General features: G+C 73.1%; 19 protein-coding genes and 2 tRNA genes. 5 read left to right on the forward strand and 16 right to left on the reverse strand.

The window, feature by feature from the left end:
• Nucleotides 1-127: 127 nt before the first annotated feature.
• Together IE242_RS23815 and IE242_RS23820 are read left to right on the forward strand one after the other, a co-directional pair.
• Nucleotides 128-1,273 carry an SPFH domain-containing protein gene (locus IE242_RS23815; RefSeq protein WP_189862534.1) on the forward strand — a complete coding sequence of 382 codons (1,146 nt, stop codon included), beginning with the start codon at nt 128-130 and terminating at the stop codon, nt 1,271-1,273.
• A gap of 183 nt (nt 1,274-1,456) precedes the next feature.
• Complete coding sequence (locus IE242_RS23820) at nt 1,457-2,059, forward strand: lytic polysaccharide monooxygenase auxiliary activity family 9 protein (RefSeq protein WP_189862535.1); 603 nt, start codon at nt 1,457-1,459, stop codon at nt 2,057-2,059.
• A gap of 49 nt (nt 2,060-2,108) precedes the next feature.
• Here IE242_RS23820 and IE242_RS23825 read toward each other — a convergent pair.
• From IE242_RS23825 to IE242_RS23860, 8 genes are all read right to left on the reverse strand, one after another.
• Nucleotides 2,109-2,182: transfer RNA gene (locus IE242_RS23825), tRNA-Lys, on the reverse strand.
• Between the two features lie 108 nt (nt 2,183-2,290).
• Nucleotides 2,291-3,049, reverse strand: coding sequence for an IclR family transcriptional regulator domain-containing protein (locus tag IE242_RS23830; protein WP_189862537.1), 759 nt, complete (start codon nt 3,047-3,049; stop codon nt 2,291-2,293).
• A 203-nt stretch (nt 3,050-3,252) separates the two neighbouring features.
• Entirely contained in the window at nt 3,253-4,038 is a 786-nt protein-coding gene (gene ehuA, locus IE242_RS23835) for an ectoine/hydroxyectoine ABC transporter ATP-binding protein EhuA (protein WP_189862539.1), read from the reverse strand.
• Entirely contained in the window at nt 4,028-4,678 is a 651-nt protein-coding gene (ehuD, locus tag IE242_RS23840) for an ectoine/hydroxyectoine ABC transporter permease subunit EhuD (protein ID WP_189862540.1), read from the reverse strand. The genes ehuA and ehuD overlap by 11 nt, the downstream gene beginning before the upstream one ends.
• A complete protein-coding gene (ehuC, locus tag IE242_RS23845) occupies nt 4,675-5,394 on the reverse strand; it encodes an ectoine/hydroxyectoine ABC transporter permease subunit EhuC (RefSeq protein WP_189862542.1) in 720 nt (239 codons plus the stop codon). Before ehuC ends, ehuD begins: the two co-directional genes overlap by 4 nt.
• On the reverse strand, nt 5,391-6,311 hold the full coding sequence (gene ehuB / locus IE242_RS23850) for an ectoine/hydroxyectoine ABC transporter substrate-binding protein EhuB (protein ID WP_229859344.1): 921 nt from the start codon (nt 6,309-6,311) through the stop codon (nt 5,391-5,393). Before ehuB ends, ehuC begins: the two co-directional genes overlap by 4 nt.
• A 207-nt stretch (nt 6,312-6,518) precedes the next feature.
• The gene (locus tag IE242_RS23855; protein WP_189862546.1) at nt 6,519-7,925 is read right to left on the reverse strand and encodes an amidase; all 1,407 of its coding nucleotides are present in this window, start codon (nt 7,923-7,925) and stop codon (nt 6,519-6,521) included.
• Nucleotides 7,926-7,956: 31 nt separating this feature from the next.
• Entirely contained in the window at nt 7,957-8,907 is a 951-nt protein-coding gene (locus IE242_RS23860; protein ID WP_189862548.1) for a D-2-hydroxyacid dehydrogenase, read from the reverse strand.
• Between the two features lie 319 nt (nt 8,908-9,226).
• Here IE242_RS23860 and IE242_RS23865 point away from each other — a divergent pair, with 319 nt between their 5' ends.
• Together IE242_RS23865 and IE242_RS23870 are read left to right on the forward strand one after the other, a co-directional pair.
• Complete coding sequence (locus IE242_RS23865) at nt 9,227-9,958, forward strand: maleate cis-trans isomerase family protein (protein WP_189862550.1); 732 nt, start codon at nt 9,227-9,229, stop codon at nt 9,956-9,958.
• A 105-nt stretch (nt 9,959-10,063) separates the two neighbouring features.
• On the forward strand, nt 10,064-11,164 hold the full coding sequence (locus tag IE242_RS23870; RefSeq protein WP_189862552.1) for an LLM class flavin-dependent oxidoreductase: 1,101 nt from the start codon (nt 10,064-10,066) through the stop codon (nt 11,162-11,164).
• Here the strand turns inward: IE242_RS23870 and IE242_RS23875 are convergent.
• Nucleotides 11,161-13,134, reverse strand: coding sequence for a putative bifunctional diguanylate cyclase/phosphodiesterase (locus IE242_RS23875; RefSeq protein WP_373299576.1), 1,974 nt, complete (start codon nt 13,132-13,134; stop codon nt 11,161-11,163). The genes IE242_RS23870 and IE242_RS23875 overlap by 4 nt on opposite strands.
• A 616-nt stretch (nt 13,135-13,750) precedes the next feature.
• Here IE242_RS23875 and IE242_RS37955 point away from each other — a divergent pair.
• On the forward strand, nt 13,751-15,343 hold the full coding sequence (locus IE242_RS37955) for a M6 family metalloprotease domain-containing protein (RefSeq protein ID WP_229859347.1): 1,593 nt from the start codon (nt 13,751-13,753) through the stop codon (nt 15,341-15,343).
• 81 nt (nt 15,344-15,424) lie between these two features.
• Here the strand turns inward: IE242_RS37955 and IE242_RS23895 are convergent.
• From IE242_RS23895 to IE242_RS23925, 7 genes are all read right to left on the reverse strand, one after another.
• Nucleotides 15,425-15,498 (reverse strand) — tRNA-Lys (locus IE242_RS23895).
• Entirely contained in the window at nt 15,489-16,136 is a 648-nt protein-coding gene (locus IE242_RS23900; protein WP_189862554.1) for a bifunctional DNA primase/polymerase, read from the reverse strand. The genes IE242_RS23895 and IE242_RS23900 overlap by 10 nt, the downstream gene beginning before the upstream one ends.
• A 163-nt stretch (nt 16,137-16,299) precedes the next feature.
• On the reverse strand, nt 16,300-16,662 hold the full coding sequence (locus IE242_RS23905; protein WP_189862556.1) for a DUF8844 domain-containing protein: 363 nt from the start codon (nt 16,660-16,662) through the stop codon (nt 16,300-16,302).
• 224 nt (nt 16,663-16,886) lie between these two features.
• Nucleotides 16,887-18,248: an AAA domain-containing protein gene (locus tag IE242_RS23910; protein ID WP_189862558.1), complete on the reverse strand. Its 1,362-nt coding sequence runs from the start codon at nt 18,246-18,248 to the stop codon at nt 16,887-16,889.
• The gene (locus IE242_RS23915) at nt 18,245-19,849 is read right to left on the reverse strand and encodes a hypothetical protein (RefSeq protein ID WP_189862560.1); all 1,605 of its coding nucleotides are present in this window, start codon (nt 19,847-19,849) and stop codon (nt 18,245-18,247) included. Before IE242_RS23915 ends, IE242_RS23910 begins: the two co-directional genes overlap by 4 nt.
• The gene (locus IE242_RS23920) at nt 19,840-21,024 is read right to left on the reverse strand and encodes a hypothetical protein (RefSeq protein WP_229859374.1); all 1,185 of its coding nucleotides are present in this window, start codon (nt 21,022-21,024) and stop codon (nt 19,840-19,842) included. The genes IE242_RS23915 and IE242_RS23920 overlap by 10 nt, the downstream gene beginning before the upstream one ends.
• Nucleotides 20,969-21,940 (reverse strand): phosphatase PAP2 family protein, encoded by a 972-nt coding sequence (locus tag IE242_RS23925; RefSeq protein WP_189862564.1) that lies wholly within the window; start codon nt 21,938-21,940, stop codon nt 20,969-20,971. Before IE242_RS23925 ends, IE242_RS23920 begins: the two co-directional genes overlap by 56 nt.
• Nucleotides 21,941-22,103 lie beyond the last annotated feature (163 nt).

Here is a 22,103-nt window from a genome sequence, read left to right on the forward strand (position 1 = left end):
CGGCTTCTTCCGCACTTCGCCCGACGTTCTCTTCTCCCACCGCAAGTCATGTTTCTTCCCGTTTCTCAACCGCATAACGGCACGAACAACGACACGTTTCTTCTTGCGCGGAGGCATGGAGGCACGGATGAGTACGACGACTGCGCAGACGCCGGAGCCGGAGGGCGCCGCCCGCCCGGCACGGCTCATCCACACCGAGGGGACGACCGAGATCCCCCTGCATCTGCTCTTCCGCGACGAGCCCGACCCGGTGTCCGTGCCGCTCGCTCCTGCGGTGGTGGGGCGGCGGCGGGGCACGGGCGAGCAGCCGCGCGTCCGGCGCCGGCTGCCCGGGCCGGCGCCGGCGCGCCCCGTGCCCGAGATCGACCCGGATCTGGTGGAGCGCCCGGCCCGGGTGCTGCCGGGTGTGGCGGGAGTGCTGGGAGGTGTCTGCGGAATGGCCGGATGTGCGCTCACCTCCTGGTGGGCGGGGGTGCTGCCGGGGCTCGCCGTGGCGGCGGCCGGGCTGCCCGCGCAGCCGGGTGCCGGGCTGGGGCCGGTCCAGTGGGCCGCGTACGCCGGGTCCGGGGCGCTCGGCCTGTTCGGCTTCGGCGGGCTGGCGCGGGGACGGGCCGGCCGGGCCTGGGTGCTCGGACTGTTCGGGCGGTACCGCGGGACCGTGCGGCGCACGGGGCTGATGTGGGTGAACCCGCTGGTCCTGCGCCGCCGGGTCGACGTACGGCTGCGGCACTGGCGCAGCGAGCCGATGCCGGCCGTCGACGCCAACGGGGTCGAGCTGCGGGTCGTCGTACTGGTCGCCTGGCGGGTGCGGGACACCGCGCGGGCCGTGCTCGGGATCGAGGACCACGAGCGGTATCTGCGCGAGTGTGTGGAGGCCGCTCTGTCCCGGGTGCTCGCGCAGCTGCCGGCCGATGTGTCGCCGGCCGCCCTCGTGAAGGACGTGACCCTGCGCAACACGGAGGCGGTCGGCGAGCGGCTGACCCGGCTGGTGGCGGCGGACGCGGCCGCGGCCGGCCTGGAGGTGTTCTCCGTGCAGCCGACCCGGATCGCGTACGCGCCCGAGGTGGCCGCCGTCATGCAGCGGCGCCGGATCGCCGCGCTCGACGCCCAGCACCGGGACACCGTGCTCACCTCGGTCCTCGACTCGGTGGAGGACACCGTGACCCGGCTCACCATGCGGGGGCTGGTGGAGCTGGACGACTACGAACGCAAGGCGCTGGTGAAGGACCTCACGGTGGCGTTCTGGACGGGGCGGAGGGAGTCGTCCTCCTGACGGCCGGGGGCCGTGCAGCGGGGTTCCACGACCCACGCAACCGCGTTCCACGATTGGTATGGACATGTTCAACTGCCGGTAATACGGTGAGCCTTGGTCTAGACCTACGGACGCCCATGCGTCCCTCCCCGCATCGCGATGCAGGCACGGCTCAGGCAACCCCCACATGTTCAGGAGCGCAGCATGCGTCAGAAGACCAAGTGGTACGCAGCCGCGGTCGGCCTCGCCACCACGGGAGCCCTTGTGCTCTCCAGCGGTGGTGCCACCGGCCACGGCTACACGGACCTGCCCATCAGCCGGCAGAAGCTCTGTCAGAACGGCACGGTGACCAACTGCGGATCCATACAGTGGGAGCCGCAGAGCGTGGAGGGCCCCAAGGGCTTCCCGGCCTCCGGCCCCGCCGACGGCCAGCTCTGCTCCGCGGGGAACGGCCAGTTCAACCAGCTCAACTCGCCCACCACGCCCAATGGCGGCGCCTGGCCCACGACCAAGGTGACCGGCGGGCAGAGCTACACGTTCCGCTGGCAGTTCACCGCGCGGCACTCGACGAGCGACTTCAAGTACTACGTCACCAAGAACGGCTGGAACCAGAACCGCGCGCTCACCCGCGCCGACCTGGAGCTGACGCCGTTCCTCACCGTCCCCTACAGCGGCCAGCCGCCGGCGACGCTCTCGCACAGCGGCAAGCTGCCCACGGGCAAGAGCGGTCACCACGTGATCCTCGCGGTGTGGACGGTCGCGGACACGGCGAACGCGTTCTACGCCTGCTCCGACGTCACGTTCTGACAGAGAAGCGCGAAGGGCTCCTCACTCAGGTGAGGAGCCCTTCTTCAGGTGCGCCGCCAGGGACTCGAACCCCGGACCCGCTGATTAAGAGTCAGCTGCTCTAACCAACTGAGCTAGCGGCGCATGACTCTCGCTTCCCGCTCTCGCGTTCGGCGACAAAAGAAATACTACCTGGTCCGGAGGGGTGCTCCCGACCACCGCCCGATCGGCTCCCGGGGGAGGGGCGGCGGGCTAGAGCGTCAGGGACAGCAGGACCGGCGCGGCCCCGCGGTTCAGCGTGTCCGCGGCCTGGCGCAGCCGGTGGGCGTGCTCGACCGGCAGGGACAGGGCGAGGCAGCCGACGGAGGAGCCGGCCGTGAGGGGGACGGCCGCGCAGACCGTGCCGACCGCGTACTCCTGGAGATCGAGGACCGGGACCGTGGGCCGCTGGGCGTCCAGTGTGTTGAGCAGGAGCCGCTCGCTGGTGATCGTGCGGGAGGTGAGGCGGGCCGGCCGGTGGCGGGAGAGGTGGTCGCGGCGGGCGTTCAGGTCCAGCTGTCCCAGCAGGCTCTTGCCGATCGCGCTGGCGTGGGCGGCCGAGCGGAAGTCGAACCACTCGTGGACCGCCGGGGCCGCCGGGCTCTGGACGCAGCTCGTGACGCTGATCTCACCGTCGACGTAGCGGCTGAGGTAGACGGCGGCCCCGACCGAGTCGCGCAGCCGGGCGAGGGTGTGCTGGAGCCCGTCCCGCAGGGCACGGTCCCGGTCGCGGGCGGAACCGAGCCGGTCGAGGATCTCCCCGGCGACGTACGCGCCCTCGGCGGTCTGCTCGACGTATCCCTCGCGCCGCAGCATCCGCAGGAGGGGGGTCAGCCGCTCGCCGCCTATGCCGGTCCGGCGGAGGAGTTCGGCGTCCGTGATGCCGGTGGAGCGCTGTGCCACCGTCTCCAGGACGCGCAGGGCGTCCTGGGCCGAGTGGTACGGCGCGGTCGGCTCGTGCTTCAGCGCCACGGTTTCCCCCTGCGCTTCTCTGGCCGTTTTCGGACAGCTTGCCGTCCTCCACCATACGGGCCGAGAGGCATGCGGGGAGAGGGTGTCGGCAAGAAACACGGAGGGTCACCAGGGCCCCCAGCAGGGGCGAAAACCCTCTGACATATGCCTGCGTCATGAGCCGACGCGTCCACCTCGGGCGTTTCGGGAGCGGACCGGAGCGATCAGAGCACCGCGCCGAGGAATTCCCGCGTCCGCTCCTGCTCCGGGTCGCTGAAGATCTTCTCGGGCGGACCCGACTCGACCACCCGGCCGGAATCGAACATCAGCACCTGGTCGGAGATGTCCCGGGCGAAGTTCATCTCATGGGTCACGCAGAGCATCGTGATGTCGGTGGTGCGGGCGATGTCGCGCAGCACGTCGAGCACGCCCGCGACGAGCTCCGGGTCCAGCGCGGAGGTCACCTCGTCCAGCAGCAGCACCTGCGGCCGCATCGCCAGGGCCCGCGCGATCGCCACCCGCTGCTGCTGGCCGCCGGACAGCTGGGCGGGGCGGGCGTCGCACTTGTCCGCCAGGCCCACCAGGTCCAGCAGTTCCCTGGCCCGCTCCGCCGCCTCGTCCTTGGACATGCCGAGCACGGTGACGGGCGCCTCGGTGATGTTGCGCAGCACGGACATGTTCGGGAACAGGTTGAACTGCTGGAACACCATCCCGATGTTCTTGCGGACCTCGCGGACCTGCTTCTCGCTCGCCGGGTAGAGCTGCCGCCCGCCGACGGTGATCGTGCCCTCGTCGGGCTTCATCAACGTCATCAGCAGCCGCAGGATCGTCGTCTTGCCCGACCCCGAGGGGCCGATGAGCGTGACGTGTCTGCCCGCGTCCACGGAGAAGCTGAGCCGGTCGAGGACCGTGTTGCCGCCGAACCGTTTGGTGACCTCCTCCAGGCGGATCAGTTCGGAGGCGGACTTCTCGATGTTCGTCTCGGGGGTGGGTCGGGTCTCAATGGACAAGGCGACGCTCCAGGGCTCGCAGGAGAAGGGAGGCCAGGTAGGAGATGACGACGAAGGCGACGCCGATCACCGTCAGGGGCTCGGTGAACTGGAAGTTCGCTTGGGAGAACAGCCGCGCCTCGCCGAGCATCTCCAGCACGGTGATCGCCATCAGCAGCGGAGTGTCCTTCAGCATGGAGATCACGTAGTTGCCGAGGGCGGGCACCACCCGGCGGATCGCCTGCGGCAGGATCACCGCCGTCCAGGTCCTCCCGAGCGGCAGGTTCAGCGCCGTCGCGGCCTCCCACTGACCGACGGGCACGGCCTCGATGCCGGCGCGGTAGACCTGCATCGTGTACGTCGAGTAGTGCAGCCCGATGCCGATCACACCCGTGGTCAGCGGCGAGAAGGTCAGGCCCCACTCGGGCAGCACGTAGAACAGGAAGAACAGCTGCACCAGCAGCGGGGTGTTCCGCACGAACTCGGTGACCGCCCCGACCGGCCAGGTCATCCACCGGCTCGGCACCCGCATCAGCAGCGCCCACACCAGGCCCAGCACGAACGAGATCAGCGAGCCGATCACCAGCACCTGCAGGGTGACCAGCAGGCCCTCCCAGAAGTGCGGCATGAAGTCGGAGACCGCGCTCCAGTCCCACTTCATCGGACAGCACCCCCCACGCCGGCCACCTCAGGCCGTTCGAGCTCCGCCTCGGGCCCGCGCTCCGGTGCCTTGCCGGTGACGCCCGCCTTCAGCTTCTTCTCCAGCCCCCGCATCACCCGGGTGAGCAGGAAGGCGATCACGAAGTAGATGAGCAGGAGGTACGTGTAGATCTCCGCGCTCTCCTGGAGCGCCAGGCGCACCAGGTTGCCGCTGAACGCCAGGTCGCCCATGCCCATGACCGACACCAGCGCGGTGCCCTTGAGCAGCTCGACCAGCAGATTGCTGAACGGCGGGATCATCTCCGGCACCGCCTGCGGCAGCAGGACCAACCGCAGCCGCTGCCAGGGCGTGAAGCTCAGCGCGATCCCCGCCTCGCGCTGCGCCGGGCTCACCGCGTTCAGGCCGCCGCGCACGATCTCCGCGCCGTACGCCCCGTAGGTCAGCCCGAGCGCCAGCGTGCCCGCCCACAGCGGCACCAGCTGCCAGCCGAAGGCGGGGGGCAGCACGAAGAAGACCCAGAAGATCATGACCAGGGCGGAGGTGCCCCGGAACACCTCGGTGTAGAAGCCCGCGAGGAAGCGGACGATCCACAGCCGGTGGGTGCGGGCGACGCCGACCACGAAGGACACCGCCGTCGCCAGCAGCGCGCTGAGCACGAGGAGCTGGATCGTGACCCAGACGCCCTGGAGTACGAGTTCCCACAGTCCTGAGGTCATCCGCCGCACAGCTCCTTCGCGGTGAGGTCGGTCATCTCGTTCTCCGTGAAACCGAAGGGTTTGAGGATGCGGTGGACCTCGCCGCTCTTCTTCATCTTCCGCAGCTCGGCGTTGAAGGCGTCCCGCAGCCTGGTCTCGTTCGACCGGAACGCGAAGCCGCCGCCGTCCACCTGCTTCTCGCCGTCGACGACGGTCGCGAAGGCATCGGTGGCCTCGGTGGTACGGGACTTCCTGACGACCTCGCGCACGGTGAGCGCGGTTCCGGCGAAGACGTCGGCGCGCCCCGACTCCACCGCGTTCAGCCCGGCGACCTGGTCGGGCACGATCAGGATGTCGCCCCGCGGGTAGCCCGCCCGCACGGCGTGGTCGATCTGGGCGTATCCCGTTCCGGTGGCGAACTTCGCCTTCTTCCGGACGATGTCCTCGTAGTCGTGCAGACCCTTGGGATTCCCCTTCCGCACGACGAACGCGTCGAGCATCTGGTAGTCGGGGTCGGAGAAGATGACTTGCGCGCAGCGCTCCGGGGTGAGGTACATCCCGGCGGACACGATGTCGAACTGCTGGGAGTTGAGCCCCGGGATCAGGGAACCGAACTCGGTGGGCACGGGCTGCACCCGCCGCACGCCGAGCCGCTTGAAGATGACCTTGGCGAGTTCGGGGCCCTCGCCGGTCACCTCGCCGTTCTTGTCGATGTAGCCGTGGGGGATCTCGCCGGCGATACCGAGCCGCACCACGCCCTGGGCCCGGAGCCGGTCGAGAAGGTCACCGCCCTCCGCGCCGGACGCGCTCGCGGCGACCCGCGAGCATCCGGTGGCGCCGAGCGCACCGAATGCCGCCGCACCGGCCAGCAAGGACCGGCGACTTGGGCGTCTTATCGGCGCGCGTGCGTCTGTTTCGTTCCCATGTGGTGGAGCCATGGGCGCGCGGCTACCCGACTCCATGCCATCCATGCGGACGTTTTTTCGCCCTCTTCGAAGGGGCGTTCCCGGCCGTGGCGCGACCACGCGGCGCACGACCGCTCACCCGATCGCGATCTTCGCTGGTCAGGCAGGGCGCGCACGCCGTGGTCGAACTACCGGGCGATCACGCCCCGCGCGCCCGCATAACGATTTGGCACGCGCTGGTCACCGGGCTCCGGCCGACGGCTCCACTCCGGCCACTCCCGCCTCGTACAGCGCGTGCGCCACCCGCAGCACGAGAGCGTCCCGGTGCCGGGCGGCGACCACCTGCAGTCCCACCGGCAGCCCGTCCCCGTCCACCCCGACGGGGACGCTCGCCGCCGGCTGCTGGGTCATGTTGAACGGGTACGTGAACGGGGTCCACCCCGTCCAGCGGCGGAGCCCCGCGCCCCTCGGCACCTCGGCGCCCGCCTCGAACGCGGTGAGCGGCAGCGTCGGCGTCACCAGCACGTCGTACGCCTCGTGGAAGCGGCCCATGCGGCGCCCGAGGTTCGCGCGGACGTCCACGGCCGCCAGGTGGTCGAGTGCCGTCAGACGCGCCCCGATGCCGGCGATCTCCCGAAGCCCCGGGTCCAGCAGCTCCCGCCGGCGCGGTCCGAGCCGCCGGACCACCCCGGCCGCCCCGCTGAACCACAGCACGTGGAACGCCTCCACCGGATCCGTGAGGTCGGGGTCCGTCTCGGAGACGTGCGCACCGAGCGCGGCCAGCCCCGTGACGGCCCGCCGCACCGCCGCCGCGACCGCGGGCCGCACGGCGACCTGGCCGCCGAGCGAGGGCGAGTACGCCACCCGCAGCCCGCGCACCCCGCCCTCCAGCGCGTCCACGAAGGACCCGGGCGGGGGAGGGAGCGCGGACCAGTCCCGGGCGTCCGGCCCGCTGATCACGTCCAGCAGCAGCGCGGCATCGGCGGCGTCCCGTGTCAGCGGCCCGACATGGGAGAGGCTGCCGAAGGGGCTCGCGGGGTACAGGGGCACGCGGCCGTACGTCGGCTTCAGCCCGAACACCCCGCAGAACGCGGCCGGGACGCGCACGCTGCCGCCCCCGTCCGTGCCGAGCGCCAGCGGCCCGGCACCGAGGGCCACGGCCGCCGCCGCGCCCCCGCTGGAGCCGCCCGCGGTGCGGGAGGGGTCGTACGGGTTGCGCGTCACCCCGGTCAGGGGCGAGTCCGTGACGGCCTTCCAGCCGTACTCCGGTGTCGTCGTCCGGCCGAGGAGGACCGCGCCGTGCTCGCGCAGCCGGGCCACGGACGGCGCGTCCTCCGCCCAGCGGCCCTCCGGGGAGACCGTGCGGGAGCCCTTGAGCGTGGGCCCGCCCCTCATCAGCAGGAGGTCCTTCACCGTCACCGGCACCCCGTCGAGCAGACCCGCAGGGCGCCCGCGCCGCCACCGCTCCTCGGACGCGCGCGCCCCGGCCAGGGCACCGTCCGCGTCGAGCCGCACGAACGCGTTCACGGTGCTCTGGGCGTACTCGGCCCGTTCCAGGATCGCCCGGGTGACCTCCACGGGGCCGAACTCGCCCGTGCGGTAGCCCTCGACGAGCCGTACGGCCGTGAACTCCGCGAGCCCGGTCATCCGCCCTCCCCCTTCCCGGGGCCGTCGCGGCTCAGTGCCCGGGTACGTATCCGAGCTTCTTGTCGACCACGTTCGGCAGGGGCTCGCCCGCCTCCCACCGGTCGTACAGCCGTACGAACTGGGCGGCGAGCGCGTCGTGCCGGCCCACCGTGTCCCCGCTCATGTGGGGCGACACCAGCAGGTTCGGGACCTCCCACAGCGGGTCCTCCCGATGCAGCGGCTCGCGCTCGGGGACGTCCACCGCCGCACCCGCGATCCACCGCTTCGACAGCGCCTCCACCAGCGCCTCCTCGACGACCAGCCGGCCGCGCCCGACATTGATGAACCGGGCCGACGGCTGCATGATCCCGAACCGCCGGGCGTCGAACATGCCCTCCGTCGCCTCCGTCAGCGGCGCCGCCGCGACCACCCAGTCGGCGCGCGACAGCAGCCGGTCCAGCTCGTCGGGGCCGTGGACGCCGGGGCCCGGGACACGGCCCACCACGGCCGCGGTGATCCCCAGCGTGCGCAGGGTGGTGGCGACCGCCCGGCCGATGGGCCCGGAGCCGACCACGCACGCCCGGGTCCCCGCCACCCGCAGCGTCTCCCGGTGCCGCCACGCCCGCGCCTCCTGCGCCCGCACCGTGCGCGGCAGGTCCTTCGCCATCGCCAGCACGAGCGCGGCGACGTACTCGGCGACCGGCTGGTCGAAGATCCCGCGCGCGTTGGTCACCAGGGTGTCGGAGGCGGCCAGCTCGGGACACAGCAGATGGTCCACGCCCGCGCTCGCCGTGTGCACCCAGGCCGGCCTCGGACCCCGGCCCGGCCAGGCCTCGCGCACCGCGTGCGAGGCGAGGTCCCAGACGAGCAGCACATCGGCGTCCGGCAGCCGGGCGGCGAGCGAGGCCGCGTCCGTGTGCACGATCCGTGCCCGCCCGGTGAGCCGGCCCAGCCGGGGCGGCGGCTCGGCGTCCAGGACGAGCAGGGTGGTGGTACCGGGCATCGTCGGGTGAACCCTCTCGCAGTACGCGTCCGCTCCCCCGGAAAGGTGAGGGGGGACAAACGTCTTGGCAGACGTCGGCCGGGCTGTCTGAAGTGCGCGGATCCCCCCACGCTCGCACTCGAACCCCCCTTCGTCAACACGGCCTGAACAGGGCCGGTCACGTGACGATGTGGGCGGCACCGCGTCACCTGGGTACACGGGCAGCGGGCCCCTACCGGCACCGCCGCACGACACGCCGCACCCGGGCCCCGCGGCGCCGGAGACGGAACAGCAGGAACAGCAGGTACACAGCACAAGCAGAGCAGCAGGAAGGCTGGACATGACAGCACTCGGTTTCCTCTACCCGGGCCACTTCGCCGAGGACGACTACCCGCGCATGGAGCAGCTCCTGGGCAGCGACATCCGCCTTCCCCTGGTCCACACGGACGTCGGCGAGGACGCGCAGCACGAGGACGCGCTGCGGGAGCTGGGCTCGCCCCGGCGCCTCGCCACAGGAGTGGAGGAACTGCGCCTGTCGGGCGCGGAGGCGGTCGTCTGGGCCTGTACGTCCGGCAGCTTCGCGTACGGCTGGGAGGGCGCCCACGAGCAGGTCCGCACCCTCGCCCGCACGGCCGGCCTGCCCGCGTCCTCGACCTCGTTCGCCTTCGTCCACGCGGTGCGGGAGATCGGCGCCCGGCGGATCGCGATCGCGGCCACGTACCCGGACGACGTGGCGGCCCTGTTCGCCGCGTTCCTGAAGGACGCCGGACTGGAACCGGTGGCGGTCCACGCGGCCGGCGTGACCACGGCGGCCGAGGCCGCGGCCTGGGACGGCGACCGGATCCTCGCCCTGGCCCGCGCGGGCGACCACCTCGACGCGGACGCGCTCCTGGTCCCGAACACGGCCCTGCACACGGTCTCCCACCTCAAGACCCTGGAGTCCACCCTCGGCAAGCCCGTCCTCACCGCCAACCAGGTCTCGGTCTGGGAGTCCCTGCGCCTGGCCGACCGGCGGGTGAACGCGCCGCAGCTCGGCACGCTGTTCACCCGGGAGCCGGTGGTGCAGGTGTGAGGAGTACGGCCCCGGCGCCCCCGGGGCCGCCGGGGGACGGGGAATAAACGGAGCCAGCCTCCTGTTCGACGAAGCCGAGCACGGCAACGAGACACAGGAGGCACCGTGGCGGCAGACGAGAAGGCCGACGAGATACGAGGCACAGCGCAGGGCAGCGCCCCCGTACCCCTCTCGGTCCTGGACCTGGTCACCGTCGGCGCCGGCCGCACCGCCACCGACGCGCTGCGCACCGCCGTGGACCTCTCCCGCCTCGCGGAGTCCCGCGGCTTCCACCGCTACTGGGTCGCCGAGCACCACTCCATGCCGGGCGTGGCCTCCTCCTCGCCCGCCGTGATCCTCGCCCATCTCGCCGCCCACACCGAGCGCATCCGCCTCGGCTCGGGCGGCGTGATGCTGCCCAACCACGCCCCCCTGGTGATCGCGGAGCAGTTCGGCACCCTGGAGGCCCTGGCGCCCGAACGCGTCGACCTCGGCCTCGGCCGCGCCCCCGGCACGGACGGCGCCACCGCCGCGGCCCTGCGCCGCACCGAACGGCTGCACGAGGGCGCGGACGACTTCCCCCAGCAGCTCGTCGAGCTGATCCGCTTCCTGGACGACAGCTTCCCCGACGGCCACCCCTACCGCCGCATCCACGCCGTGCCGGGGCCGGTCCAGGGCACCTCGCCCGGCGGCGTCCAGTCCCCGCACCGGCCGCCGATCTGGCTGCTGGGTTCCTCCGGCTTCAGCGCCCGCCTGGCCGCCGAACTCGGCCTGCCCTTCGCCTTCGCCCACCACTTCTCGGCGCGCAACACCATCCCGGCGCTCGACCTGTACCGCGAGTCGTTCCGCCCCTCGGAGGTGCTGTCCGAGCCGTACGCCCTCATCGGCGTCTCCGCTCTCGCCACGGACGACGAGAAGGAGGCCCGCCGCCAGATCATGGCCGCCGCGCTCAACATGCTCCGGCTGCGCACGGGCCGCCCCGGCCTGGTGCCCACCCCGGAGGAGGCCGAGGCGTACGACTTCAGCCCGGCGGAGCAGGACTTCATCGCCTCCTGGAACTCCGACGTCATCCACGGCACCGCCGACGAGGTCCGGGCCGGTCTGGACGACCTCCAGAAGCGCACCGGCGCCGACGAGCTGATGATCACGAGCCATGCCCACGGGGCCGAGCTGCGCCTGCGCTCGTACGAGCTGATCGCGGACGCGTACGGGCTGCCGAGGGCCTAGGGTTCGTCGGCGCCGACCGGTGAGTGGTGACCCGCTCCGCCCTGGGAGCGGGCCGCCGCCAGCAGTTCGGCGATCCGGTCGGGGGACACGGGCCGCGAGTACAGCCACCCCTGGCCGGTGTCGCAGCCGATGCGGCGCAGCCGGGTGGCCTGGTCGGTGGTCTCCACGCACTCGGCGGTGACCGTGAGGCCCAGCCGGTGGGCGAGCTGGACGAGCGCCTCGACGATGACCTCGTCGGCGGGGTTCGGCTCGGGCGCGGTCTCCGCGCGGTTGTCGTACTGGAAGCCGCGGACGAAGGCGCCGTCCAGCTTCAGCACGGAGACCGGGAGCCGGCTGAGGTAGGCGAGGTTGGAGTAGCCGGTGCCGAAGTCGTCGATGGCGATGCGGACGCCCATGTCGCTCAGCGCCTGCAGGGCCTGGAGGGGACGGCCCGCCGAGCCCATGACGGCCGACTCGGTGAGCTCCAGCTGGAGCAGGTGCGGGGCCAGGCCGGTCTCGCTGAGGATCTCCGCCACGTCGGCGACCAGGTCGGAGTCCCACACCTGGCGCACCGCCACATTCACGCTGACGAACAGCGGGGCCCGGTCCGGGTGGTCCAGCTGCCACCGCCGGGCCTGCCGGCAGGCCGTGGCCAGCGCCCACCGCCCCAGCGGAACGATCGAACCGTCCTCCTCCGCCAGTCCGATGAACCGATTCGGCGTCAGTGTGCCGAACTGAGGATGGTTCCATCGCACCAGCGCCTCGACCCCGCGCACCTCACCGCCCTCCATGTCGACGAGCGGCTGGTACTCCAGGGTGAACTCACCGCGTTCCACGGCCGGCCGGAGCGTGGAGGACAGGGCCTGGCGGGTCATGCGGTGGGCGTTGCGCTCGGGGTCGAAGAGCGTCCAGCGGGCCTTGCCGTCGGCCTTCGCCCAGTACAGCGTGGTGTCGGCGGCCTGCATCAGCCCGGTCGCGGTCGTGCTCGCCGCGTGCCGCTCCACGACCCCGATCGACGCCGACACCGACAGCCGCTGGCCTGACAGGTCGAAGGGCGCCTGCACGGCCTTCAGCACGGCCTCCGCGAGGTCCGCGAGCTGCTCGGTGCCCGTGGAGTCCTCCACGAGCAGCGCGAACTCGTCCCCGCCGAGCCGGGCCACCAGGGGCGAGGCGGCTCTCCCGAACCCGGCCTCGTCGGCGCAGCGCGTCAGCCTCGCGGCGACGGCCGCGAGGAGCCGGTCGCCGACCCGGTGCCCCAGCGTGTCGTTGATCGCCTTGAAGCCGTCCAGGTCCAGGTAGCACAGCCCGATCCGGCCGGTGCCGCCCTCGTCGTACGACTCCGCCTCCAGCGCGGCCGACAGCCGCTCGAAGAACAGCGTGCGGTTGGGCAGCCGGGTCACCGGGTCGTGCATCTGCAGGTGCCGCAGCCGGGCCTGGAGCTCCCGGCGGGCGCTGATGTCGTGGAGGGAGAGCAGCACGGCCGGCTCCGCGTCGTGGTCCGCGGGCACGTTCAGGTCGACCAGGGCCTCGGGGGACAGGGCCGCGGTGAGCTGCTCCTCCGTCGGGCCGGGTCCCGCGATCGCCTCCTCTGCCCCGGGTGTTTCGGGCGACGGGGCCAACGGAGCCGTGGGAGGCAACGGAGCCGTGGGAGGCAACGTAGCCGTCGGAGGCAAGGAAGCCGTGGGAGGCAATGCATCCGTGGGAGTCAGCGGAGCTGAGGGCCCCGGCGGACCCGTCGGGGTCAGCGGCGTCACCATCACCTGGACCCAGAGGGACCGCCCGTCGGGATGTTTGAGCCGGCGCGCGCACCGCAGCCGCGCCTGCCGGCCGCGCAGAACCTCGCGATAGGCGTGCCAGGTACGGGCGTCCGACGCCAGATCCACCAGTTCGGCGGCGACCCGTCCGGCCAGCCTCTCCGTGCCGCCCCCGAGCAGGGCGCCCATCGCCTCGTTGGCAGTGACGATCCGCCCCTGCCGGTCGACCACGGCCATGGCGAGGGGCGCGCCCGAGAAGGCGGCCTGGTACATCTGGGGCTCGCGTGACGCCGTGGGTGCCATGAGAGGCGTCAACACCTGGCGTGAACTGTCGATGTCACGCTCCGTGACGACCGGCCGGACGAGGTCCACCGCGGGCGCCGGCCCCTTGGACATTCCGCTCACCGTTCGCTCCCGCAGTGCACTCGTTCTTCGTACGGATCTCGTGATGTCTCGTCGGAGCGGCAGTCCGGGGCGGGCGACCGCTCAAGCCGTGTCCGTGCAGGAAATTGTGCCGATCATAGAGGCTGGCCCCAGGCCCTTCCAGCCATTGTCCAGTGTCCCTGAACCACCTCCGTCCCTGACAGATCGTTTCTGCCACTCCCTGGTCGGCTTCCTTGCCTGGCAGGACCAGTTGTGACGTTCCGTGAATGGCCGGACTGTCGCCTCATGGGTGGTCTCACTCGTCCGGAGGAGACTAACGAGGCAAAGTACTACAAGCTCACACAGTCTGGGTGCGGTGTCCCCGAAGCCGCGTCCGGAGGTCGATGTGCCGCGCCCGCTGCCCAGGAAGGGTCGCGCCCGGAAGGTTTCCGCACGGAAGGGAGCCGGGTGGAAGGGTTCCGTCCGGGCCGTGCGGCCCCTCGCCGACGGCCGGGTGCCGACCCTGCGCGGCACGGCCGCCGTGTTCACCTCGCTGACCGCCATGGCCGCCACCTCCCTGGTCGCGGCCCCGTCGGTCGCCGTACCGCTGTCGGCCGCGTGCGTCCTGAAGCGGACCGGGGCCCACCACTCCGAGGGCGTCGACACCTGGAACCGCTCCTATCCGCGGCCCACCCGGCCCCTCGACGCGGTGCTGGTCTTCCTGTCGTTCCCGGACGCGGCCCCGCTGACCACCCCCGCCGAGCTGGCCTCCGACCACTTCCCGGCGACCAGCGACTTCTTCGAGCGCGCCTCCTACGGGAGGTTCACGGTGCGCGCGCATCCGCAGCCGGAGTGGATCGAGATGCCGCGGCCCTCCACGGCGTACGCCATAGAGCGCGACTGGGACGCCGCGCACCGCGCCGCCTACCTGCGGGACGCGATGACCGCGGCGGACCCGCGCGTCGACTTCTCCCGGTACGACATCGTGTACTTCGTCGCCGATCCGGACGCGCCGGGCGTCGACTCGGACGCGACGAAGGTGGTGAACCTGGACCATCCCCTGCGGGCCGACGGCACGGCCGTCCGCCGGGTCGTCACCGTCTTCGAGAAACACCCGCCGGACCGCCTGGTCCTGGCCCACGAGACCGGCCACGTCTTCGACCTGCCCGACCTGTACCACCGCCCGGCCGACGGCAAGGGCGACTGGGACACGTACGTCGGCGACTGGGACCTCATGGGCAGCCAGTTCGGCCTGGCCCCGGACCTGTTCGGGTGGCACAAGTGGAAGCTCGGCTGGCTGGAAACGCGGCAGGTGGCCTGCGTACGGGGCCCGGGGACCACCCGTCTGACGCTGGAGCCGCTGGGGGCGGGACCGGCGGCGCCGCCGGCACCGGGCGGGGCCGGCGCCGGACGACGGGGCGAAGGCCCGGACGAGGTGGAGGCGGAGCAGGGCGGGGGCGCGGACGCGGCCGGAGGCGGGACCTGGAGCGCGGGCGCGGGGAGGGAGTGGGGCGCGGGCACGGACTGGACGGCGGGTCTGGGCAGGGACTGGACGGCGAACGCGAGCAGGGACTGGACGACGGGTGTGAGCGGGGACTGGACGACGGGCGCGAGCGGGCACTGGTCCGCGGGTGAGGACAGCGGGCGGGACGGCAGTGACGGAGGTGTGGGCGGTGTGGGCGGTGGCGGCGCCGCGGGCGGAGGCCAGGCCTTCGGTGCCGCGGGCGGGGCCCAGGCCTTCGGCGCCGGGGGCGGCACGAAGCTGGCGGTCGTCCGCACCGGCCCCGACAGCGCGCTCGGCTTCGAGGCCCGTGGCCCGGTGGGCAACGACGCCTCCGTCTGCTCCCAGGGCATCCTCGTCTACCGGATCCGCAGCGAGGCCGAGTCCGGTGAGGGACCGATCGAGGTCGTGGACGCCCATCCGCGCACCGAGGCCTGCTGGGACGACTCGGTCTATCCGCCGCTCGCCGACGCGCCGGTGGGACTGGGAGAGACCTTCACGGTGCCGGAGGAGAAGGTGCGGGTGGAGGTGGAGGGCCGTACGCCGACCGGGGCCTGGACGGTGAAGATCGTCACGGGCTGAGCGCCGGGGAGCATACGCCGGAGTACAACGACGGCGGGGCAGATCCGCGTGTTCCGCGTCTCTGCCCCGCCGTCGTCACTGTGCGCCGCCAGGGACTCGAACCCCGGACCCGCTGATTAAGAGTCAGCTGCTCTAACCAACTGAGCTAGCGGCGCCTGCTGACGTCGTAGACATTAGCACCCTGATCGGCGGGAGGAGAAATCGATATTCGTACGGCGGCGGATGCGGCGGCGCGGGCCGCGCGGACCGCGGCCCAGAGCAGAACCTCAGGTCCGGGCAGCCACGGCTGCCGGGTGTCGGGGGCGACGAGCCAGCGTGAGGCCGATCGGCCGGAGGGGTCGGTGCCGGGCGTGGAGCGCAGGGCCGGGACGGTCACCGCGTCCCCGGTGCCGTGGCACAGGATCGGCGGGACGGCGCCCGTCCGTCCGGGGGAGCCCCACTCCTCCCACTCCATGAGGGAGGGCAGTCGCTGGGCGGTGCCGGGGGCCGCGAAGAGCAGCATGCGGCCCCGGTACGTGGCGACGGGCCCGGAGCCCGGCCCCTCGGCCCAGAGCCGGTCCAGCATCCGGCGCCCGAAGATCGCGGGAACGTTGACGATGTCGAAGGCCGTGCCGCAGGGCAGGACGACGGGCGCGGTGGGCTGCTCCCGCCACAGGGCGAGAGTGCCGCGCGGATACGTTCCCGCAGAGGCGAGCCAGGCGGCTCCCTCCGCGGTGACGTCCGAGACCGCGGTGTCGGGGGCGTCGAAGCGGTCGTGGGTGCGCGTGCTCACGGAAGAAGTCTGCTGCCTCATGGCACCTACATTTACCGCCCGTGAGTGCTCCGCTCCCGTGGGTTGCCGGAATCTGGGACAGGTGTTGCTGGTGTGAACTGTTTTCCGAAATTGGTATATGCCGGGGGGTGATGCAACGGTTGTTCGAGCAAAATATCGCCCACGTGTTCGACCCGGTCGACCCTCAGATCAGGTCGGGCCCGTGCCCGTCGCGGCCCCGCATCAGATCGCGGCCGAACTCGACCATCTTGCGTGCGTAGTCCTCGGTCCACTCGGCCCGCTCGGCGATGTCCGCGGCGGTGAGCCGGTCGAACCGGCGCGGGTCGGCGAGCTGGGCCGCGGCGATGGCCTGGTACTCCACCGCCCGGTCGGCCGCCGCACGGAACGCGTGGGTCAGCTCGGTCGCCCGGGAGAGCAGCGCCCGGGGGTCGTCGATCGATTCCAGGTCGAAGAAGTGCTCCGGGTCGGCGGCCGCCTCGGCGGGCTCGAAAAGCAGGGGCGCGGGGCGTCGCCGCGGTTCGTTCGGACCCGGCGTGGGCTCCGCCATGTCTACTCCCTCTCGTGAACGTGCGATGGCTCTCTGTCCTGACAACAGGCCACCGTCCATTCTCTCGCGCCCGCGCAAGTGGGCCCGAGGGCGCCAGGCGAGGGCGCTCACGACGTGCCCAGTGCGCCTGTGCGCTGCGCCGAGCACCGGTGTCGCCCGGAACACCCCCGCCACCGTGCGCCCGCCACCGTGTGCCCACCACCGCGCCCCCGGCGACGCGCGCTCTACGGCCGCCACGCCACCCGGTGCTCGGACAGCCGGTCCAGCACCGCGTGGTTGGCCTCCCAGCCGTCCGGGAACTTCACCGTGACCCCCAGCTGCACCGGTTCCGTCGACGGATGGTCGTCCAGCAGCTCCGCCACGCCTTCCCGGCACACCACGATGCACGCGTGCCGGTGCCGGGACGCCAGCACGCACAGCCGGCCCGTCTCCAGATGGAACGCGGTCGCGTCCGGCCGGCCGGAGAGGGGGTGCAGGACCACCGTCACGTCGTACTCGCGTCCCTGCAGCCGGTTCGCGGTGTCCACGACCACATCGGTGATCCCGAAGCCGGCCAGCGCCGCCCGCACCGAGGCCGCCTGGTCGCGGTGGGCCGTGCCGACGGCGATTCGGTCGGCGGTCAGCGGCACGGGGTCGTCCGACCGCTCCGAGACCGCCGCGCCGCCCCGCTCCAGCAGCCGCCGTACGACCTGCGCGACCGCGTGGACGGCCTCCGGGTCCGTACGGGGGGTGTGCCGGGGCGGGAGTTCGAGCAGCCCCCAGCCCGCGCCGGCCGCCTCGTCGATGACCCGGTCCGGGCCCGAACCGTCCGACGGGACCGCGAAGGAGAGCCGCCGGTCGCCGTGGTCCGTGCCGCTGCGGAACGGCGTGTACGGGTAGAAGGCGCCCGAGACCAGGGGCGCCGCGGAGGCCGGGAGCCGCCAGGAGACGGGCAGCCGGTGCTGCGGCAGCTCGGGGTTGTGGGCCAGCAGGGTCGTCACCGCCGAGGCCGACGGGTCGTACGACAGGCCCGCCCACTGCTCGCCGCCCACGATGGAGAAGGGGTCCAGCTGGCCCGGATCGCCCACGAACAGCGCCCGCTCGAACAGGCCCGCCACGGCCAGCAGCGCGTCCGACCGCATCTGGTACGCCTCGTCGACGATCGCGTGCCGCCACGGCTCGTCGACCTTGACGTGCGCCCACTTGGCTGCCGTCGAGACGACGATGCCGAGACCGGCGAGATCGGCGGCCTTCGTCGACTTGCGGACGTTCGGCCGGGCGTCGAGGGCCTTGTCGTACGGGTCGGTGTCACTGCTGTGCAGACGGCCGACCGGCAGCTCGGCGTCCTTCTCCGCGAGCCGCAGGACCAGGTCGTCCACCTGTGCGTTCGTCTGCGCGACGATCATCAGCGGGCGTCCGGCGGCGGCGAGCTCCAGCGCGGCGCGGACGACGAGCGTCGACTTCCCGGCGCCCGGCGGGGAGTCCACCACGACACCGCGGTGCGTGCCGTGCAGTGTGTCGCGCAGGATCGCGTCGGTGGCCCGGCCGGCGGCGGCACCGGGGTCGAGGACCCCGCCTCCGGCGTGCGGGTCGAGCGCGGCTGTCACAGGACGTCCTCCTCCGTCAGGGGATCCGGCTGCGGTACGGCGTCCGGGTCGCCCGGCGGGCCGCCGTGGGTCCAGGGGGTCTCCTCGGGGTCGGGCAGCTTCGGCCCGCCGCGCTGGTCGTGCTCGAAGAGCGTGAAGCAGACGCGGTCGCCCTTCTCGGGCACCGAGCCGGGCTCCGGCTCCTTGCCGCGGCCCATCTTGTCCAGGACGCGCAGCACGAGGAGAGCGCCGCCGTCCCCGTCGCCCTCCTGCGCCACGAACTCGGCCGCCTGCGGCTTGCCCTCCAGCGAGCGGTAGACCTTCGTGCGCTCCCCGAGGTGCGGCAGGTCCTCCGTGCGCACGGTGACGAGCGGGCGCGGGCTCGGGCGCCTGCCCTCGCTGTAGGCCATCACCACATCGGTGACCTCGCCCGCGAAGGCCTCGCCGGCGAGGCGGCGGCCGGCCATGACCAGCGGGTCGTCCAGGGCCTCCTGGGCGTCCAGCCGGGCCTGCTCGCGCTCGCGCGCGGCGAGCTTGTTGGCGGCGGTGACCGCGTCGTCGACCCGCGGCTGCGGGGGCTCGCCGGCGGTGATCCGGTCCCGGTGGGCGGTGAACGACCAGCGGTCGCGGGTCCACCGGTCGGGCACGTGGGCACCCTCGGGCAGGGCCCGCAGCAGGTCGATCCCGTGCCAGACGGCGTCCCAGGTGGGCCGGGTGCGGCTCTCCACGAGGTCGCGGATGCGCTGCTCGGCCGCGGTGAGGGCACCGAACCGGTCGTCGGCCTCCGCGCCGTCCTCGGCGGCGGCGAGCGCGGTCCGCGCGCGGTCGTACGCCTCGATCGCGGGGGCCAGGAGCTTGTTGTCGAAGGCGGGGTCGGTGGCGGGTCCGGCGGGCGGGCACAGCAGCTGGCCGTCGGCGTCCCGGGCCAGCTCCGCGCGGCGCGCGGCCGCGTCGCCGGACTCGCCCGCCGGCGGGTCGATCCATGCGAGCAGCGAGCCGAGGTGCTGGTCCTCCACACCGGACTGGCCAGTGGCCCAGTGCCGCGACAGCAGATCGGTGAGGGCGAGCAGCAGCGAGGAACCCGGTACCCGGGCGCGCTCCCCGAAGTGCGTGAGCCAGCGGCCGAGCAGCGGGACGCGCGGCGGCGCCGGATGGGGGGTCCCGGGATCCTGTTCGGCGGTGCGCCGGAACCGCATCGAGCGTCCCAGCAGCCGTACGAAGTCGGCACCCGCGCGGCTCGGCACGATCAGCTGCGGGGCGTCCGCGCACAGGTCGACCTCGACCTTGACCCGCTTTCCGGTCTCCGGGTCGGTCTCGGTGCGCTCGGCGGCCTCGACGGCGTCCGCGTACGCCTCCACGTACGGCAGGACGACGTCCGCCAGCTCGGCGAGGAACGCGAACCGCAGGTCCCGGTCGCGCGGCTGCGGTACGACGAGCAGGCGGGGGGCGTCCCGGTCGGTGCCCACGAGGGCGCCGAGCGGCGCGCCCGCCTCACCGGCGGTGGTGAGCGGCACGAACACGAGCGGGCGCTCGGACAGGTGCCGGTGGCGCACGGTGGCGGTGGGCCGGGCGCGGCCGGTGCTCACGGCCTCCAGCCGGGCGAGGGTGGTGATCAGCGACACGGGGCCCCCTCCGGGACGGCGCCGGCCCGGTCGGGAAGCGCGGCACCCGCGCCGTACCCGGCGGCCGACAGGGCCTCCGCCCGCAGCCGCGCCGCCCTGCGCAGCGCCGCCACCGCCGGGTCGTCCGGGTCACCGGCCGTGCCGTGGGCCGCCGCCAGCACGTCGTCCACCGTCGTCAGCCCGCCCAGCTCGGCCCGCGCCGACCGGCCCAGCGATGTCACCGCGCCCTCGCGGCGGGCGCGGGCGCGGCAGTGGAAGGCCAGCTCGCAGGCGGCGAGGCACTCCGGGGCGTACGTCGCCGGAAGGAGCTCGACGGCGGCGGTCAGCTGTTCCGGGGGGAGGTCCGGGGCGAAACAGGTGCCCGGGGGGAGCGCGTCGGCGATCTCCTCGATGCGGGTGAGCCGGGTCAGCTGGCGGCGGGTGACCGCGCGCTGCTTGCGGACGTCGACCACGGCGGCCGTCGGGAGGTTGGTGAAGTCCTTGGGGCACACCAGCAGCACCCGGTGGCGTACCCGCGGCACCTGGTCGAGGCGGGCGGCCACGTCCTCCAGTGCCAGCACGTACACCGCGGACTGCCGGGCGGCGGCGCCCACCTTCGCCGGGTCGGCCGAGCCGTCCAGCATCGGGAAGGACTTGATCTCGACGACCGTCCACGTGCCGTCCGGGTGCACCACCACCGCGTCCGGCTCCAGGAAGGCGGGGGAGCCGGCGACCTCCAGCGCGAGCATCGGGTGGTCCAGCAGGGCCCAGCCGCCGCCCTCCGTGGCCTCGCGCAGCGCCAGCGCCGTACGGGCCGCGCGTCCCTCGGGGCCCATCGCGGCGAGGTCGGGGACGGCCGCGCCGGACGGCGGCTCGGCGGACGGGTCCAGTCTCTCGTGCACCAGCCGCAGCAGCTCGGCGCCGCCGTCCGCCTTGACCCGCGCCTCGAAGGCGTTGCCCCGCATGAAGGCGAACTGGGACTGGCCGAAGGCGGAGGGCGAGCCGAGCGCGTCCGCCAGCACCGTCTTGTTCACGCCCGCCCCGTCCAGGAGCGCGCGTCGCTTGCACCCGGGGTTGGCGGCGAGGGCCGCGAGGGCGCGGGCGTCCAGCGCCTTCGCGGGGACGTCGGGACCCCGCAGCTCAGCGAGCCGGTGCCGGAGCGCCGACGTCGTCTCCCGCGTCCGCGGGGGCGGCACCCGGTTCGGCCGTGGACTCGCGCTGCCGTGGAATTCGCTCACCCGCGGAAGTCTGGCATCCGCCACTGACAATCGGGGACCGAGCGTCCGGCGAGGCGTCCGCGACGGGAGTGCCCGGGCCGCCGGCCCGCCCCTCGGGCCGTGTGCGCAGCAGCGCCCAGGACCGGTCCGCGAGCCGCATGACCTGCGGGGTCAGCAGCAGTCCGAGGCCCATCACGGCGGCGCCCGCCACCGCGTCGAGGAAGTAGTGGTTCGCGGTGCCCATCACGACGACCGTGGTGATCAGCGGGTAGGCGACCCCCGCGATCCGGGTCGCGCGCGTGCCGCCGTACCGCCAGAGGATCACCCCGCACCACAGCGCCCAGCCGACGTGCAGGCTCGGCATCGCCGCGTACTGGTTCGTCATGCCGCCCAGGCCGCGCGGCGCGCTGGCCTCGCCGGCCCACCAGCCGTACGCGCTGTAGTGGGCCATCGTGTCCACGAAGCCGTGGCTCGCGGCCAGCAGACGGGGCGGGCAGGTCGGCAGGAAGGTGAAGCCGACCAGCCCGACGAGGGTGGACGTCATCAGCCAGGTGCGGGCCGCCCGGTACAGGTGGGCGCGGCGCTGGAAGAGCCACACCAGGAGCACGGGCGTGACCAGGTAGTGCAGGGACGCGTACCAGAAGTCGGCGGGGACGCCGAGCCAGGGCTCGCGGGTGAAGAGACGGTTCAGCGGGTGCTCGGCGTTCAGTCCCAGCGCCTGCTCGGCGCGCAGGATGGCGAGACCGTGCGCGACGGCGTCGGTGACGTCGCCGCGGACGAGGAGCCGGCCCGCCGAGTACAAGGCGTACACCACCAGGACGAGCGGCAGTTCGGTCCACCAGCGGAGCCGGGTGTGCGATGCCGTCCCGGTGCGCGGCGTCTCCGTCTGCGGCATCCAGCCCCCTCCAGTCGTTTGCGGCTCATGGCCCGTCGCCACGGCGTCCGGTGGCACGTCTCCTCCACGGTGTGGCTGAGCACCCGCCCCGGTGGTCCCGTCTCCCCACGGACACCACCTGACGGCCCCGGTTGACCAAGACGCAGAGATCGCCCCCCGGGTT

Origin of the sequence: Streptomyces poonensis (genome assembly GCF_014650915.1) — a bacterium.
In the GTDB taxonomy this organism is placed as follows: domain Bacteria; phylum Actinomycetota; class Actinomycetes; order Streptomycetales; family Streptomycetaceae; genus Streptomyces; species Streptomyces poonensis.

Coding starts and splice junctions, on each gene's coding strand:
- ehuB (WP_229859344.1), bottom strand. CDS start 6,311: ATGGCTCCACCACATGGGAACGAAACAGACGCACGCGCGCCGATAAGA.
- IE242_RS23815 (WP_189862534.1), top strand. CDS start 128: ATGAGTACGACGACTGCGCAGACGCCGGAGCCGGAGGGCGCCGCCCGC.
- IE242_RS23905 (WP_189862556.1), bottom strand. CDS start 16,662: ATGGCGGAGCCCACGCCGGGTCCGAACGAACCGCGGCGACGCCCCGCG.
- IE242_RS23900 (WP_189862554.1), bottom strand. CDS start 16,136: ATGAGGCAGCAGACTTCTTCCGTGAGCACGCGCACCCACGACCGCTTC.
- IE242_RS23855 (WP_189862546.1), bottom strand. CDS start 7,925: ATGACCGGGCTCGCGGAGTTCACGGCCGTACGGCTCGTCGAGGGCTAC.
- IE242_RS23865 (WP_189862550.1), top strand. CDS start 9,227: ATGACAGCACTCGGTTTCCTCTACCCGGGCCACTTCGCCGAGGACGAC.
- IE242_RS23925 (WP_189862564.1), bottom strand. CDS start 21,940: ATGCCGCAGACGGAGACGCCGCGCACCGGGACGGCATCGCACACCCGG.
- ehuC (WP_189862542.1), bottom strand. CDS start 5,394: ATGACCTCAGGACTGTGGGAACTCGTACTCCAGGGCGTCTGGGTCACG.
- IE242_RS23860 (WP_189862548.1), bottom strand. CDS start 8,907: ATGCCCGGTACCACCACCCTGCTCGTCCTGGACGCCGAGCCGCCGCCC.
- ehuD (WP_189862540.1), bottom strand. CDS start 4,678: ATGAAGTGGGACTGGAGCGCGGTCTCCGACTTCATGCCGCACTTCTGG.
- IE242_RS23875 (WP_373299576.1), bottom strand. CDS start 13,134: ATGGCCGTGGTCGACCGGCAGGGGCGGATCGTCACTGCCAACGAGGCG.
- IE242_RS23820 (WP_189862535.1), top strand. CDS start 1,457: ATGCGTCAGAAGACCAAGTGGTACGCAGCCGCGGTCGGCCTCGCCACC.